At 49.5% G+C, this 14,507-nt stretch carries 15 protein-coding genes; 6 read left to right on the top strand and 9 right to left on the bottom strand.

Annotation, left to right across the window (positions count from 1 at the left end; all coding sequences use genetic code 11):
- Positions 1–48: 48 nt before the first annotated feature.
- Positions 49–1,905 (bottom strand): beta-ketoacyl synthase, encoded by a 1,857-nt coding sequence (locus tag ACJJIB_RS08920; RefSeq protein ID WP_444888605.1) that lies wholly within the window; start codon positions 1,903–1,905, stop codon positions 49–51.
- Positions 1,906–2,042: 137 nt separating this feature from the next.
- On the opposite strand from ACJJIB_RS08920, the gene ACJJIB_RS08915 reads away from it, so the two are divergent.
- Complete coding sequence (locus ACJJIB_RS08915) at positions 2,043–3,029, top strand: GlxA family transcriptional regulator (protein ID WP_444885423.1); 987 nt, start codon at positions 2,043–2,045, stop codon at positions 3,027–3,029.
- Here ACJJIB_RS08915 and ACJJIB_RS08910 read toward each other — a convergent pair.
- Together ACJJIB_RS08910 and ACJJIB_RS08905 are read right to left on the bottom strand one after the other, a co-directional pair.
- Positions 3,009–3,662 carry a class I SAM-dependent methyltransferase gene (locus ACJJIB_RS08910; protein WP_444888604.1) on the bottom strand — a complete coding sequence of 218 codons (654 nt, stop codon included), beginning with the start codon at positions 3,660–3,662 and terminating at the stop codon, positions 3,009–3,011. The genes ACJJIB_RS08915 and ACJJIB_RS08910 overlap by 21 nt on opposite strands.
- A 1-nt stretch (position 3,663) precedes the next feature.
- Positions 3,664–4,155: an Hsp20 family protein gene (locus tag ACJJIB_RS08905; RefSeq protein ID WP_444885425.1), complete on the bottom strand. Its 492-nt coding sequence runs from the start codon at positions 4,153–4,155 to the stop codon at positions 3,664–3,666.
- A gap of 147 nt (positions 4,156–4,302) precedes the next feature.
- On the opposite strand from ACJJIB_RS08905, the gene thpR reads away from it, so the two are divergent.
- Positions 4,303–4,893 carry an RNA 2',3'-cyclic phosphodiesterase gene (gene thpR / locus ACJJIB_RS08900; protein ID WP_444888603.1) on the top strand — a complete coding sequence of 197 codons (591 nt, stop codon included), beginning with the start codon at positions 4,303–4,305 and terminating at the stop codon, positions 4,891–4,893.
- 64 nt (positions 4,894–4,957) lie between these two features.
- On the opposite strand, the gene ACJJIB_RS08895 is transcribed toward thpR, so the two are convergent.
- The gene (locus ACJJIB_RS08895) at positions 4,958–5,956 is read right to left on the bottom strand and encodes a coiled-coil domain-containing protein (RefSeq protein ID WP_444888602.1); all 999 of its coding nucleotides are present in this window, start codon (positions 5,954–5,956) and stop codon (positions 4,958–4,960) included.
- A 484-nt stretch (positions 5,957–6,440) separates the two neighbouring features.
- Between ACJJIB_RS08895 and ACJJIB_RS08890 the strand changes: the two genes are divergently transcribed.
- Complete coding sequence (locus ACJJIB_RS08890) at positions 6,441–6,794, top strand: HPF/RaiA family ribosome-associated protein (protein ID WP_252085368.1); 354 nt, start codon at positions 6,441–6,443, stop codon at positions 6,792–6,794.
- 166 nt (positions 6,795–6,960) lie between these two features.
- On the opposite strand, the gene gorA is transcribed toward ACJJIB_RS08890, so the two are convergent.
- A complete protein-coding gene (gorA, locus tag ACJJIB_RS08885; RefSeq protein ID WP_444885428.1) occupies positions 6,961–8,316 on the bottom strand; it encodes a glutathione-disulfide reductase in 1,356 nt (451 codons plus the stop codon).
- 229 nt (positions 8,317–8,545) lie between these two features.
- On the opposite strand from gorA, the gene ACJJIB_RS08880 reads away from it, so the two are divergent.
- A complete protein-coding gene (locus ACJJIB_RS08880) occupies positions 8,546–9,058 on the top strand; it encodes a hypothetical protein (RefSeq protein WP_252085366.1) in 513 nt (170 codons plus the stop codon).
- A gap of 66 nt (positions 9,059–9,124) precedes the next feature.
- Here ACJJIB_RS08880 and ACJJIB_RS08875 read toward each other — a convergent pair whose 3' ends face one another.
- The 4 genes from ACJJIB_RS08875 to ACJJIB_RS08860 all read right to left on the bottom strand — a co-directional run bounded on the left by ACJJIB_RS08875 (position 9,125) and on the right by ACJJIB_RS08860 (position 13,206).
- Positions 9,125–10,261 carry a TIGR01620 family protein gene (locus ACJJIB_RS08875; RefSeq protein ID WP_444888601.1) on the bottom strand — a complete coding sequence of 379 codons (1,137 nt, stop codon included), beginning with the start codon at positions 10,259–10,261 and terminating at the stop codon, positions 9,125–9,127.
- Complete coding sequence (locus ACJJIB_RS08870) at positions 10,261–11,730, bottom strand: YcjX family protein (RefSeq protein WP_252085364.1); 1,470 nt, start codon at positions 11,728–11,730, stop codon at positions 10,261–10,263. Before ACJJIB_RS08870 ends, ACJJIB_RS08875 begins: the two co-directional genes overlap by 1 nt.
- 104 nt (positions 11,731–11,834) lie before the next feature.
- The gene (locus ACJJIB_RS08865) at positions 11,835–12,644 is read right to left on the bottom strand and encodes a GIN domain-containing protein (protein ID WP_252085363.1); all 810 of its coding nucleotides are present in this window, start codon (positions 12,642–12,644) and stop codon (positions 11,835–11,837) included.
- 133 nt (positions 12,645–12,777) lie between these two features.
- Entirely contained in the window at positions 12,778–13,206 is a 429-nt protein-coding gene (locus tag ACJJIB_RS08860) for an HIT family protein (RefSeq protein WP_444888600.1), read from the bottom strand.
- A 334-nt stretch (positions 13,207–13,540) separates the two neighbouring features.
- Here ACJJIB_RS08860 and ACJJIB_RS08855 point away from each other — a divergent pair, with 334 nt between their 5' ends.
- Positions 13,541–13,900, top strand: coding sequence for a globin family protein (locus ACJJIB_RS08855; RefSeq protein WP_252085361.1), 360 nt, complete (start codon positions 13,541–13,543; stop codon positions 13,898–13,900).
- A gap of 132 nt (positions 13,901–14,032) precedes the next feature.
- On the top strand, positions 14,033–14,497 hold the full coding sequence (locus ACJJIB_RS08850) for an FKBP-type peptidyl-prolyl cis-trans isomerase (RefSeq protein WP_252085360.1): 465 nt from the start codon (positions 14,033–14,035) through the stop codon (positions 14,495–14,497).
- The last annotated feature ends 10 nt before the right edge of the window (positions 14,498–14,507 follow it).

Below are 14,507 nucleotides of genomic sequence, written 5' to 3'. Positions count from 1 at the left end.
TTGGCAGGAAAAATTTTAAGCATCATACATTACCGATGCACGGGCCTTTTAAACCATATCGGTAAAGGGGTTATCAACATCAAGCTCTACAGGAGGAAACCCTGGAAATGAGACCTTATCGACAGAAAGACCTATTTGAGCATCATCTACCAGCCCCTCTCCAAAACGGTAGATAGTTTGTAAATCTCCTCTGCTGGCTTTTTCATCGTACGCTACTGCATGCTCCACGACAGACTCATTTTTTCTATGATGAGCAAGCATCTTTTTTGACCCGTAGCGTTTTTCCAGCATTGAGCGGGTCAAGTGAGGAGAAAGTACAGCCGCAGTCGCATTATTCCCCCCAAAACCTTTAGAGTTCAGGAAAGCGAGATCCAGTGAAGCGGGATCTCTCTCCACATGCTCACAAGAGATCTGCAGGTTATTCTGGTGAACATCATCTGCCACTCTGTCAATCGTGAGGATACCCGGTAAAATTCCCCTATCAAAAACTCCCAGGGTCGAAATTAACTGGTCACCACTCGCCACCGCTATCGTGTGCCCAAGATAAGCTTTAACAGCACAAACCGGCCATTCCTGCACACCAAAAACGGAAGCCAAGCGATCGAGAATCGCAGACTCTGTTACGCGATTTTGCGGTGTGCTAGATCCATGGGCCTGAACAAAACTGCGCTTCTTCAGACTTTCATCCCCGACAATAGCTTTCGACTCCGCCATCGCCCTGGCCATCGTTAGATAATTACCTGGCCCCGGTGCGGAAATCGACTTTTTGAAGCCATCAGCATTGATATACACCCCTGTAACCGCACCGTGGACACTCGCCCCTAGTTCAACAGCCAAAGCGTCATCCATTAAGATGGCCCACTGGGTACCCTCCCCCAAAGTAAAGCCGCAATTCTCCCCAAACGGGCGACTAGTGCGGCGGAAGTCCACTTCGCCCGAAGAAATCTTTCGCAGATTTTCAGTGGTAGCAAGCGCGCCCATGGTTGAGTAACCATCAACAATCTCGGGAACCAATGGCGCTTCAGTAGCACCAACAACGGCCACCCTGGCCCGACCACTGCGAATATCCTCTACCCCTGCGCGCAAATTGTATAAATAGCTCGCACAAGCTCCGGTAACCGCCCCAGTAGATCCAACATTACCCAGCACATAGGCGTTCACAAAGTCTGCCGGCATACTATTCAGCCCAAGCGCCAACTGCTTGGAGCTAACCCTGGAACCGCGCAAGCGGGACTGCATCAAGCCTCCGTTTCCATAAGGGTCGAGTTGACTCATCGCTGAGGAGGCGTAAACAGAAATATTACCGGGACCAGCTGCAGCAACAACATCCTGCCAATCCACCCCCATAGAGAGAACAGCATCAGATGCCCCCAACACTGCCAACTGCAATCCCCTCGGGTGGAATCGGGAATTGTAAAGCTCACCAGGCTCAAAGCCTGTGGGCAGCTGTCCTGCCGCCCCCACTGGGATCTCGCGAAAGCTATCCAGCATGACTGACAAACTTGATGTAGCCACACGAACCCTACCACTACCAATAGTCTCCACTTGCCATCCTTCTGGCAGTGGATGGGGCAATTGGCGGGTAGAAATCTCAAAAGAAATACCAGCGGGATTTGAAAGATTCGCCGCCTGGTGAAAATGACACCTGTGATAATCGTAGATTCGCGCTTCCAATTCTCGCACCAAGGTGCCCTTGAGAACCTTTTCCTCCAGCGCTGACTCGAGGGGGCCTTTGGCCTCGACGCCTGTACGCAACCCCATCAATGCGGCGAGATCAGAAAGCGTATCAGTCCGCTCCCTCTGTCCGAGTTTGTCGAGCACCATGCGGGCATAGCCCCGGTGAAAGGAGCTGCGTCCTGCAGGGTTAAAACCACCGAACGCGGTAATTACGGGAAGGCGCTGCATCCTGACCTCCAGCCAAGCTAAACACTACAAATTTGATATTTGGGAGTGTAGGGGCTGGCGATTCCGTCCAGTTATGGGCATACTGGCCAGCAAAATTGAGTGTTTTGGCCAATGGCGCAACCCCGCCTGAGTATGTAATGCGAACGGTTACCTTTCTTCTGATTGATCAAATGCTGGCCACCGGCACAGTTCTGCCCTTAGAAATGCTGCGCGGTGCCGAAAGCCGCGCCCGAGTGGAAAGGCTGGCAGAGCCCTTGCGCCTAGTAACAGCCAGCATAGATGGACAAGCGGTAAAAACCCGCTGCGGCTTTACCTTTCAACCTGACGTGTCTTTGGAAGAGGCACCAGACAGCGACTTGATCTACATTCCTGCGCTTTGGCGCAATCCCCGCCCAGCCCTGAAGCGCAGTGGAAAGCTTTTAAGATGGCTACGGAGCCAGGCCGAAGGTGGAGCTGCGATCAACGCCGTGGGTACTGGAGTTTGCTTTCTAGCCGAGGCAGGCCTCCTTGATGGCAAACCCGCCACTACACACTGGCACTATTTCGACCAGTTCAGCGCGGACTACCCAAAAGTTAAATTGAAGCGCCAGTATTTTATCACTCAGGCTGACAAACTTTTTTGTGCCGCCAGCGTAAATGCCTTGGCAGATGTCACGGTTCATATGATTCGCCAGCTCTATGGAGCCGCTGTAGCCAGTCATGTGGAGCGTAACTTCTCCCATGAAATTCGCCGACCATTTGAGGAAATTGCTTACTCAGAAGGTTCGGTGCATCTACATCCAGACGAGGATATTGTACAGGCCCAGGCATGGCTAAAAGAGCACTGTAATACCGAGGTGCGCCTCAGTGAGGTGGCGCAAATGTTCGACATGAGTGTGCGCTCCTTCAACCGCCGCTTTAAATTAGCTACAGGACAGACACCGCTACAATATTTGCAAAATGTTCGCGTAGATATGGCTCGGGAACTGCTGCAATCCAGTAATCTATCCGTGAATGAAATTGCCGAAAAAGTTGGCTACCAGGATATGGGGCACTTCACTGCACTGTTCAAAAAATTCCTTGCTACTACACCAAGCGAATATCGGGCCACCGTCAGAGCCAAGCTATTCCGGGTCAATACCTGATTTCTTCAGGAAAATAACATCACTATCTGCAAAGTGCAGTTCCGCACCTAATTTTCGCGACAGCCATTGAAAGGTTTCAACACAAAAGAAGGAAATATGTGTTGGGTCGCGAATATAATGCCAGCTGGCAAAGCGTTCTCGAGAAATAACCAGCTTGGTCATCAGTGCCAGCACACCGCCAACACGTAATCGTGCCCACAAAGCCGACAACTCATCGCCAGGCGCGCTCAAGTGCTCCACCACTTCTGTCGCCACTATGAAGTCGTAGCTTTTTTCCTGAACCCGACGCTCAGGGAAGTAATAACGGTCGAACAACTCAACTTTATGACCCTGCTCCTCTAAAATTCGCGCCAATAATGGCGCTGGTCCACAGCCAAAATCCAACCCCACACTAGTAACAGAAAGCTCTTTCAATAAGGGCTTGGCACAACGGCTTAGGAAACGGCGATACCCTTCATCCTCCATAGAATTTTCATGCAGATTGTAATAGGCATGCTCCTCAACTGGAGTCAAATGATATTCCGCGGGTACAAACACCAATTCGCAGTTATTACATTGGTAATAACTGCGAAATTTATCTCGATAATAGAGTTGTGCCGCGCGATAGCGGCACAGGGGGCAAGAAAGTGTCAACTTATGCAGCTACCGTGTCAGGCTTTTTTTTCGCCGTGACGTTTTCAGCCTGCTCATGATTCAGTAAAGCGCCTTCACTGATCTGGATTTTTCGAGGCTTCATCGCTTCAGGTATTTCTCTAACCAGCTCTATATGAAGCAGGCCGTTGGCAAGCTTCGCATCAGTCACTTTGACGTGATCTGCTAGCTGGAAGCGTCGCTCAAAATTTCTCGCAGCAATTCCTCGATGGAGAAAGTTTCTTTGTGCAATATCTTCTGGTTTTTTACCGCTCACACTTAAGCGATTTTGCTCAACCTGAATATCGAGTTCAGATTGCTCAAACCCAGCCACAGCCATAGTAATTCTATAGCTATCTTCACCAGTAAGTTCTATATCATAGGGAGGGTATGAGGGTTGTTTTTGCTCACTGGAGCTCATTGCATCCAGCAGACTGGCCATACGATCAAAACCAATTGCAGATCGATACAGAGGGGAAAAATCAAAATTACGCATAGTTATATCCTCAATTCAGAGCAATATTCAATTTTGCTCGCCAATAAGCACGAGCATTGCTAACGGGGCACTTTCACACTCAAAGCTACCAGCCGTACTCAATAGGTATGGGCCACAAGTTTTATTTCAAGGTCCCAAAGGGAAAAAATGCAAAGAGAAGAAAATTTGTCAGATCAATCCACTAGCAGGTTATTTATTGGTATTAAACCTGATGTGGCATCACAAGCATTCCTAGACGAGATAACCACTCAGTGCCAAAAGCAGCTAAAAGACACAACTACCAACCATATACGCTGGACAACCCCCAATAACTGGCACCTGACCTTGGCTTTTCTTGGGAGCACTCCGAAAGAAAAAATCCCCCTGCTTAAGCAGGGACTTATTGAGTTTGCCCACTGCAAAAGAAGTTTTCAAAGTAGGGTTTGTTCTTTAACCCCTTTCCCAAAACAGCACTCCAAAATTCTTGCGGTAGAATTAGCCCTAAATCCTAATTTAACTGAACTCCATGAGGAATGCCGGCAATTTATTGGCGAGCTTGGAATGGAACCAGAAAGTCAGGAATATCGACCCCATATCACCTTAGCGCGCAGTCGCAATAAAGAGGGGTTTCGGCATATTGCACCGCGCAACCTAAACTCATCCGTGTTAGTCGAAAATGTCATTCTTTATGAGAGTGTTCCCCTGGCAGGAAAAAGCCACTACCACTCCTTACTCAAAGTACCCTTACTAAATGACTAAAGCGTAGAATAAAAAAGCCCGCACTGAGCGGGCTTTTTGCATCCTCTTGAGAGGCTGGGACTTCCTATTTGAGAGCGTCTAAGACATATTCTGGATACATCACTAGGCGGGGACGTGAAAGGCGCCGAGCATCAAAAATAAAAACATAGCGTTCGCCATCATCTTCTGCAGGTATGGTACGACGGAACTTCCAAGTGTTGACTTTGTACGTCTGTCGACCAGCATGAACTGTTGCCACCAAACGATACTGGTTCTTCCCCAGGAACTCAAAAGGTTGACGCCCCCCACTAGATGGCTTCAGAAGCAAATTGCGGAAAGTCTGTTTGTTTTCCCCCTCTTTATCGGAAAGTAAAAGACTCAGACGTTTCTGTTCCCGCTTGACATAGGCAAGCAACTCGGGATCAATATCTCTCTTAACAGTCGGAACCGGCTCAGGTTGCACCTGTCGTTTCTGGGGTTTCTCAATCGCCGCTGTCTTCAGCTTAGGAGGCTTTGGCTTTGCTGCTTCAGCTTTAGCACTTCTTGCCAAAGCGGCACGCCTCTCAGAAGCCTCTGCCTTGGCCAGCATAGAATCCACCACCTGGCTAATCTTATCCTGCTGGGCAGAAACCTTGGCCTTGGTCTCGGCAATGCCTTTTTTCTCTTCGTCGAGCCTAGCCAAAAGCTCTTGGTGGTTCACCTTGATAAACTCTAAACGTCGGCTGCGGCTATCCACTCCTCGCTCGGCCATTGCAAAGCCGTGCTTGGCTTTGGTCAGGCGACGCTCAGAATCTGAGGTGCCATTGGATTCATGGAGCCTACGCGCCTCCTCGAGCTCGACACGGCTCGCCTCATACTCTTTGCGAAGCTCGTTGAGAGATTCCTGCGCACGCTCGAGCTTATACTCATAAGAAAGCAGTTCATTCTCAATATCTTCCAGCTCAACCTGCCTGTTTTCCAGGGACTGCTCCAGGCGCGCCAGTCGGTTTTTTTCCACAGTGAGGTTTGACTGCGCCTGCGCTGCCATTCCGCTAAAAACTACTAAGCCCGCCAAGAAGAGCGAGCAATACCGCTTTACCGCCATTGTCCAGAACCTGTTTCTCGATTTTTCGACACTCGTAAGATAAAAGCGCAGAGGTTAAATTTTGTTCAAAACTTCATCTACTCTGTCGCAGCATTGTCAATTTTACGCAGGCCTGAGCTCGCGAGCAATGACCTCTCGTCCACCCTTTGCCCCCATTTGATAAATAATCCCCTTAAACCTAAGTGCTAAAGTCGTCTTAATGACGCTTCACCGAATTTTATGTGACATTTTCAAGCGATAGCGCTTGATTTTTTTTTTAGCGGAAGCATTATGGGTAACAGGGAGACGATCGCTGAACACAGCGGAAACCCGACCCGGACGTAAAACACCCAGAGCTGCTCAGACAGCAATTATTCGTTGCGCTACCGGCGACTCGGCGATTCAACTGCGGACTCGACCCCTCCCATTAGGGCGCCCTACCTTCTTTGAATAGCAAACCGCACAAGCGGCCTGCATGGTTTCCTATAACCGGAGGTATTTATCCATGAAATCAGCGCCTAACGATAACATTGTGTTCCGCGATATCGACAAATCTGCTGCCCTGTCAAATACGGTATCTAAGAAGTTACACAAACTGGAACGTTATTGTGGCGACATCATACATAGTCGTGTAGTTCTGGAAGCTCCCCACCAACACAAAAGCAAAGGCAAGCAATACAAAGCCTCCCTTGAACTTGCCATTAGTGGCAATCCCGTGACCATCAGTAATGAAAATGAGTCTATCCACCGAGCGGTGAATGACACATTTGCCTCCGCAGAACGCTGCCTAAAAGAGCGTAGCGAGCGCAAAAAAGCGCAGCGCCATCAGGCGCTTTATGAAGTCGAGGAAGAATCCTAGAAGAGAGCAAAAACGGCGCACCAGCGCCGTTTTTGCATTAAACCCCGCTTTAAAAGCGGGGGGATTTTAAGATTTTTCTTTAGCAGCCCTCAATTTTAGAGCTAAATACTCAAGAGGCGCCTCGAGGATAGTCACCACAAATTGTATCCACTACCAGATAAACACCTTACTGTACTGGTGTACGCATAGTGACGAACTCTTCTGCTGCCGTTGGGTGAATTCCGATGGTTTCATCAAAGACTTTTTTGGTAGCCCCCGCTTTCAAAGCAACAGCCAAGCCCTGGATAATCTCACCAGCATCATCACCAACCATATGAACACCAATCACCTTATTGGTATCGGCATCGACCACTAACTTCATTAGGGTGCGCTCGGTATTCCCACTTACTGTATGACGCATTGGTCTGAATTCTGACTTGTAAATGGTAACTCTAACTCCGGAGTCCCTGGCCTCTTCTTCTGACAACCCTACAGTTCCAATATTGGGCTGACAAAATACTGCGGTGGGAATGTTGTTATAATCAATCTCCGCAGTTGTTCCAGTGCGCCAGTGCTTTACTAGAGCCATCGCCTCCGCAAGGGCCACAGGCGTCAACTGTGGCTCACCAGTAACATCCCCAAGGGCATAGATAGAATGGACATTCGTGCGGAAATTGTCATCCACTGAGATTGTGCCATCGCGATGCAACACGACCCCTTGCTCCTGCAAACCGAGTCCTTCAGTATTGGCAACTCTGCCTGTTGCATAGAGGACCATGTCCACATTTAAACTGGAGCCGTCCTCGACATGTACTAAAAAACTACCATCTTGCAACTTTTCAATGGCACTCACTTGATGGTTAAACTTCAAATCAATATTCTTTTTTACCATCTCATCACGGACAAAATGGCGAATATCGCGATCAAAGCCACGTAGGAATAAATCACGCCGGTAAGAGAGGTGTGTCTCAGCACCTAAACCAGCAAATATCCCAGCAAACTCAACGGCAATATACCCCCCACCAACAACCAGTACTCTATTGGGGAAGGCTTCCATAGAAAACACCTCGTTGGAGGTCAGGATGAATTCTTTCCCAGGAATATCTGGGACAAAAGGCCAACCTCCTGTTGCTACCAGAATTCTCTGTGCCGTGTATTCGCGACCATTCACCATCACCTGATTGGCGCCAGTAACTTTGGCACGGCCGTCAATGACCGTCACATCTGAGTTTGCTAATAGGTTTCGATAAATATCGTTGAGGCGGGACACTTCACGTGCATTATTTTCACGCAATGTTGGCCAGTGAAATTCAGCCGGCGAACTGTTCCAACCATAGGCTCTAGCATCGGTGAAGTCCTCATTAAATCCACTGGCATAGACGAATAATTTTTTGGGAACACACCCGACGTTTACGCAGGTTCCCCCCATGTAGCGATCTTCAGCCACCGCCACCTTCATTCCCTGGGCGGCAGCCATACGCGAAGCTCGTACACCACCAGAGCCCGCCCCAATCACAAATAGATCAAATTCATATTCAGCCAAAGCAAACCTCTGTCTTTAATTTATTACCTAACTTACAACGCAAGGGATACTTCCCCACAACACACCTTTCGAGCCAGAGCTGTCACTCCGCACTTAATAACCGTTGACACCTATTTGTCGCTTCTATATTCATGTGACAACTATCACAAAAAATACTTCGCCAAACAAAGTGTTAGAACAACTGAGCAGGTTTGGCGGATAGAATAACAGCCACTAGAAAGAGTAACCCATGGGCAAGACAATGAACTCTCCTTCTTTAGCCATCCTTCGAACCTTGGGGCTTTTGTCTTTGCTGATTTCAAGCTCCCTTAGCAATGCCAATACCCATCCTAGTTATCTCACAAAAGAATACTGCAGCAGTGTGGTAGAGCAGTTTGTCGGGGCAGGCATGCGCAGCCTAGACAAATATGTAAACGAGCACTTCAACCCAGAATATAAAGGCGGTATCCGCAATACAATTCGATTTCTTGAACAGCGGCTTGAGTGGCTAAATGAATGTAACGCCTACTTGGTGGATACCAATAACGCTTACGTTTTTCATAGCCAGGACGATACTCAAAATATTTTTTCGGCGATAAACGAGTTAACTCGAGAACTGCAACATGTCCGCTCAGGCGTTGAATATCGGGACGATGCTGGAAATAACAACCCCGCCCCCTTTATCAAACGACGCTTTGCCACCCTGGCAGAATTGGTGGATCGCCACCATACACGTCTGCTGATGAAAAAGCAGTTCCAGTAGGGCCGTCACTACATCCTGAAAACATTCGGCCCGCAGTATCTTGCGAGCCTTGTCGCAGCGACGAAATCAGCTTTTTCTGGTGAACTTCGTCGCGGGCTTAGCGGGGGAGCTGCCAGCCCGACTGCCAAGCCCGACCATAGAAAAAACATCCGGCATCCGCTCTTTCAACCCGATTCCAATGCGTTTAACCAATGCGCCTAGGCGCGGGCGCTGTTTTTCAGTAAAAGGGATGGGTCTACAGCTCTGCATCGCAGAAAGTCCAATACGCGCCACAAAAAAACTTGCGCCCACACCTTGCCCCAAACGGGTAGAAACTGTACTAACAACACTGTCGCCGACCAAATCTGGCCATATCTCGCTGATCGCATATTCACTTGCACCACTATAAGCCACCAGCGCAAGTACTTTCTTGAAAAGGCGCCAGCGCACTACAAGCGAAGGTTGAATGCCATAAATTTGTGCAACATCATCAATCATTCGTAACGATTGGCGCAGGGCAACAAGGATGTCAATACTGGCAAAAGGACTGAGACCTACCAATGCCCCAGTTGCTGTTGCGTGACGAACTACGCGGCGTTGTGCCTCCTGGTCGAGTGCATCGAGAAAAGTCACTTCCAAGTGCTGCAGTAACTCACTACTGTCATAATAATCTGGCGCCTCATCCAGTACCCGGTTGAGCAGTACACCCTGAGGTTTTCCTGAAAAATGCAGCTGCAACTGTCGACGGAGAGATTCCGCTTCTTCATGGCTGCGACACTCTCGCATGTCGGCCGCCATTGCCTGTGTTTTTTGCAGCTTGCGCAGTGGCCGACCAGCACGGAAAAATTCCCACAGGGAACTGACTATTGCCGCTGCAAGGCTCGCTATCACCACTCCCGCGAGAATACCAAAGCTCCAGTGCTTATCTGCCGCCCAGGTATACATCTGGCGTAATTCCCAAGCGAGTACAGCCACTATTAATGCTACGCTTGAAAGCAGTGCCGGCTTTAACCATTTCAGGCGAAAAACAGGCAGGCGCAACTCAGAAAAGGCAATCCTATCGGGTAGTGATTCTCCCGTGGTAATAGATCTCGGAATGTCCTCCCCTTCCTCTTGCAGGGTTTCTACACGCGTAGTATCCCGGTGAGGGGCTTCACTTTCTGGTTCCTGCAGGGACTCTATCCGCGTTACCCGGCGAGGAGCCTGTTTATTCTCATCACCCATCAAACTTTATCTCCAAGCAACAAATTCAAAAGCGCATCGACGCGGATATGAGGAATGGAACCTGAGTCCATACCTTGCGGGGGACGCAACTGGGGTGGAGCAGCCCCGGTATAATGACCCCAGCCACTCTTTTCACTGGGCAGGCGCGAGAATATCTCGGCATTCTCAAAACCCAGATAGCGACCATCCAGGTCATATCCAACCAGCATACGCCGCCCATTACGCTGATCCTCGTGGGAACAACGCACAGCAGCGATGGCTTCACTAAAGATCGGCAAGCCACGGTGGCGCGCTCCGGTAAAAGTTTGCTGCAGTTGCTGGCCAAGCAGCTGACGCAAGGCATCGTGATCAGCCGCAAGCACCTGATCAACCTTAGTCGCGGCAAAGAGCAAGCGATTCACCTTAGGACGCCATAACTTACTCAAGAACCCAGACTCTCCATAGCGGAAAGTATCGGCAATATGGGTAAAAGCCAGGCGCATATCCTCCAAGGCCTGCTCACCCGCAAACAGGGTGCCGATCATATCCACCAGGACCAGCTGCCGATCGAGGTGTTTAAAATGGCTCTCGAGAAACGGGGCCACCTTCCCCTCCACATAAGCCTCATAAAGGCGACGCAGAACCTGATAATTACTACCATCAGGCAACTGTTTCAATTGATCGGCACTAAAGCCTCTGAGATCCAGCAGAGGTAATAGCTGATAATCCTCGTCATCCAACAATGCTCGTCCAGGCTGCAGATAGCTGAGCTTTCGCTTTTCGCGGCAGTCCAATAGAAATTGACGATATTCCCGCCACAATGCCTGCAGCTCTGACTCCTTTGCCTCAGCCTCGGGGGAGAGCGCTGCCAAGCGTGTCAGCAGCCCCGGGGCCAGCCCCGCGCGCGTATCGCTCGCAATAATATGGGCTTGATGGCGACACCAGTCGCGAAAATCCATTCTCAGCATCGGCAAGTCCATCAACCATTCACCTGGGTAGTCCCGCAGCTCCAGGATCAAGGTTTTATAATCGCCCCCCCCTAAACGACGATGCCGTCGCAAGTGAATGTGCAATTCCATTGCCGATACATCTCGGGTACTTTTTGGCCATCTCGGTGGATGCGACATCAAAGCACTCAAGCAGCCTTCATAGTCAAAGACTGGCAGACCAGAATCGAGAGCGGGCTTTAACTCCGCCCCCAAAAGGTCTCCATTTAACGCTGGGGCAAAGCCCGGTAGTTGTGCTTTCTGGGGGTGACTCAACTGGTAGATAAGGCTGGTAAGCAGAGTCGATTTACCAGCCCCACTCAAACCTGTCACTCCAACACAGACACGGCGGTCCATAAGGCGCTCTGCCAACCAATGAGATTTTTCCTGCGCACCCCGTCCCCAGTGACGCAACTTTTCCTTGAGACGCTTACTGCGTTTGTCTGCTTGATCTAAAGGGTACTCCAGGCTCACTTGCCCGGACCCTGTCGCCTGCGATTCCATGGGGAGTTCACTTCCAAAATAGAAAACTGGGCCGAAGAAGGTTTGGCCCTAATGAGGAGGGCACTGCGCTGTGGCAGTGCCTACTATGCAGATCAATAGAGTGGTTAGTCTACCAGTGCAACATCACCAGACCCCATAACGGAAAAAGAATCACTTTGCGGGCGTTTTAGAACGATATCCCCTGATCCCATGACCGCGCCACTGGCATTATCTGCGCGCAGGCTGCGGCCGACAAAGTCACCAGATCCCATGATACGAATATTGACATCTGCTACACGGCCACCGACTCGCATATCACCGGAGCCCCTGATTTCCGCTGAGAGCTTCTCTCCTGTGATGCCTCCGAGGAAAATATCGCCGGAACCGCTGATGGCAATCTCGCTGTTGACCGATAGTGCCTTATCCAGAATCAAGTCCCCAGAGCCTGTCACGTAAGCACTGAGATTTTCTGCCGCAGCCTTGGCAACACGCACAGTACCAGAACCCGTGACTCCAAGGTCAATGGTTTCACTTTCTAAGGTTTCTGCCACGGCCTGCCCGGAACCAGCTACCTCTAATGCCTCAACCTTTGGCATGGTGACCGTGAAGTGCACCTTCTGGTCCCTATCACGGGTAATGGTAATCACACCAAACCAGTGTTGAGTGTTGTCATCCACATACAGCTCCAGAGTGTTGCCCTTCACCTCCGCTTTGACATGGGGCATAACTTCAGCCGGACCACTGGCATTCACGGCAAAATGATCCCCCTGAATCACTTCAACGTGAGAACTGCCTCGTAGAGATACCCGGGTAAAGCCATTGACATCGAAACTTTTAGTTTCTTTTTTATCTCCTTCAGCCTGGGCGCTGCTGAGGACAAAAAAGGCCAAAAGAGCAAACAGCGGGGCTAAAAAAGCTTTTTTCATGGTTGCCATTGCAAAATTCTCGTAATTATCACTGTTACGTATTACTTGACTACCCGAGTATACGAATTGGATGCAGTGCCTCCAGAAAATTTATGAAGGCACAACGTGGGTGACCAAATAGTCTATAAATTGCGTTCAGAAATTAACCTCTGACACACTCTGCCTCCGAACAGCCCTGCTGAACGAGTGCGCTACGAATTTTCTCAGCCTCAATAGCCAACTGCTCAGATGTTGCACTCTTTTGCTGGGAAAAATCAAAATCTGTCAATTCATCGACAGGAATCAGGTGTATATGGGTGTGCGGTACCTCCAGCCCTGCAATCATCACACCTACACGCTTGGGTGAATACACTGCCTTTAGTCCCTTGGCGACTTTTTGTGCAACCAACATTAAGTGTGCCGCAAGCTCGGCTGGAACATCATCCCAGTGGTTAATTTCTTCAACCGGGATTACCAGGCAATGCCCCGGCTTAATGGGGGAAATGGTCATGATTGCAATCGCTTTTTCATCCCTCCAGATAAAGTGGCCCGGTAAGTCCCCATTCAAAATTTGAGTAAAAATGCTTGCCATAATTTAATCCAATCAGTTGCAAATTTTTTATTTAGTTCAAGCGTGCAGTCTAACATCTACGCTAAAAAACTCAGAATAAAGGGATAAAAAACACTATCTTAAAAGCAATTTTTTATTTGGCGTAGATAAAGGCAAACTGGACTACTACCTGTCGAACAAAATGACAATTTTCTTAAAGCACGTTGGCAGTCCGAGAGAATATGACTTACGCTGCTGAGCAATTAATGTTGTACCGTTAATGAGCCAGTGCATCCTGTGCATTTTTTCTATCACAATATTTTGGGCTCTGCGGAATTTTATATTTCAGTACCAACTGCTCACCGGGGGGAGAGATATGAACAGCCTGTTAGAACAGGTCGGTGGTGCTAAATTTGTCTGTCATACAGTCAATGAATTTTACGAAACCATAGGCCGCCACCTTTCCAGTTACGAAACCTGTGATCATCGCAAACAACAAAGCCGCCAAGCACAATTCCTAAACCACGCCTTTTCTGAACAGCCCGAGCCTGATCGCAGTAGTCGCGCCAGTTTCCTGGCTCGCGGCCTGAATCCAGCTCTGTTTGACGCCCTGCTCGAATATCTGGAAGCGCGCTTGGAAGAGCTGGGGTTTCCATGGCAGCTTAGTACAAGTCTTATACAAACAGCGAGTAGTCTTTACGGTGGCTGCGAGCAAGACCTTTCCATCGCTTGTTAACCCCCCACTTGCGCCGCACAAGTTGCGGCGTATGTAACCTCTCAATACAATTGCATCCTCACAGCCTTTACCTCCCGTTTTCCAGCGCAGCGGTAAGCGCTAATTCACTCACTCTTCAATCAGAGACTATCCATGAAGATTGCCAACCACACAGTTGTGGAAATCAACTACACCCTGAAAGATGCTGACGGAACGGTCATCGACTCCTCCGCAAATGGGGAGCCGCTTAAGTACTTACAGGGCGTGGGCAATATTATTCCTGGCCTTGAGCGGGAAATGCTGGAAAAAGCACCAGGGGACAAGTTCACTGCGGTGATCTCTCCTGAGGAAGGTTACGGCGTGCAAAACCCAGAGCTGATCCAAACTATGCCCCGCAGCGCCTTTTCCGGTGTAGAAGAGCTCGAAGTCGGCATGGCTTTCCACGCCCAGAGCACCGATGGCCACCCCATTGAAGTCGAAATTATCGATATTGATGGCGATGAAGTTACTATTAACGGCAACCACCCTCTGGCCGGAGTAGAGCTGCACTTTGAGATCGAAGTTATCTCAGTGCGCGACGCAACCGCGGAAGAAATCGATCACGGCCACGTTCACTAAAGATATTGGC

This window comes from Microbulbifer mixtoriginis (SeqCode) (assembly GCF_052467705.1).
This window is presented reverse-complemented; position numbering and strand designations above follow the sequence as displayed.

Coding starts and splice junctions, on each gene's coding strand:
- ACJJIB_RS08920 (WP_444888605.1), bottom strand. CDS start 1,905: ATGCAGCGCCTTCCCGTAATTACCGCGTTCGGTGGTTTTAACCCTGCA.
- thpR (WP_444888603.1), top strand. CDS start 4,303: ATGCAAAGAGAAGAAAATTTGTCAGATCAATCCACTAGCAGGTTATTT.
- ACJJIB_RS08850 (WP_252085360.1), top strand. CDS start 14,033: ATGAAGATTGCCAACCACACAGTTGTGGAAATCAACTACACCCTGAAA.
- ACJJIB_RS08880 (WP_252085366.1), top strand. CDS start 8,546: ATGGGCAAGACAATGAACTCTCCTTCTTTAGCCATCCTTCGAACCTTG.
- ACJJIB_RS08915 (WP_444885423.1), top strand. CDS start 2,043: ATGCGAACGGTTACCTTTCTTCTGATTGATCAAATGCTGGCCACCGGC.
- ACJJIB_RS08875 (WP_444888601.1), bottom strand. CDS start 10,261: ATGGGTGATGAGAATAAACAGGCTCCTCGCCGGGTAACGCGGATAGAG.
- ACJJIB_RS08860 (WP_444888600.1), bottom strand. CDS start 13,206: ATGGCAAGCATTTTTACTCAAATTTTGAATGGGGACTTACCGGGCCAC.
- ACJJIB_RS08865 (WP_252085363.1), bottom strand. CDS start 12,644: ATGGCAACCATGAAAAAAGCTTTTTTAGCCCCGCTGTTTGCTCTTTTG.
- ACJJIB_RS08895 (WP_444888602.1), bottom strand. CDS start 5,956: ATGGCGGTAAAGCGGTATTGCTCGCTCTTCTTGGCGGGCTTAGTAGTT.
- ACJJIB_RS08905 (WP_444885425.1), bottom strand. CDS start 4,155: ATGCGTAATTTTGATTTTTCCCCTCTGTATCGATCTGCAATTGGTTTT.
- ACJJIB_RS08870 (WP_252085364.1), bottom strand. CDS start 11,730: ATGGAATCGCAGGCGACAGGGTCCGGGCAAGTGAGCCTGGAGTACCCT.
- ACJJIB_RS08890 (WP_252085368.1), top strand. CDS start 6,441: ATGAAATCAGCGCCTAACGATAACATTGTGTTCCGCGATATCGACAAA.
- ACJJIB_RS08855 (WP_252085361.1), top strand. CDS start 13,541: ATGAACAGCCTGTTAGAACAGGTCGGTGGTGCTAAATTTGTCTGTCAT.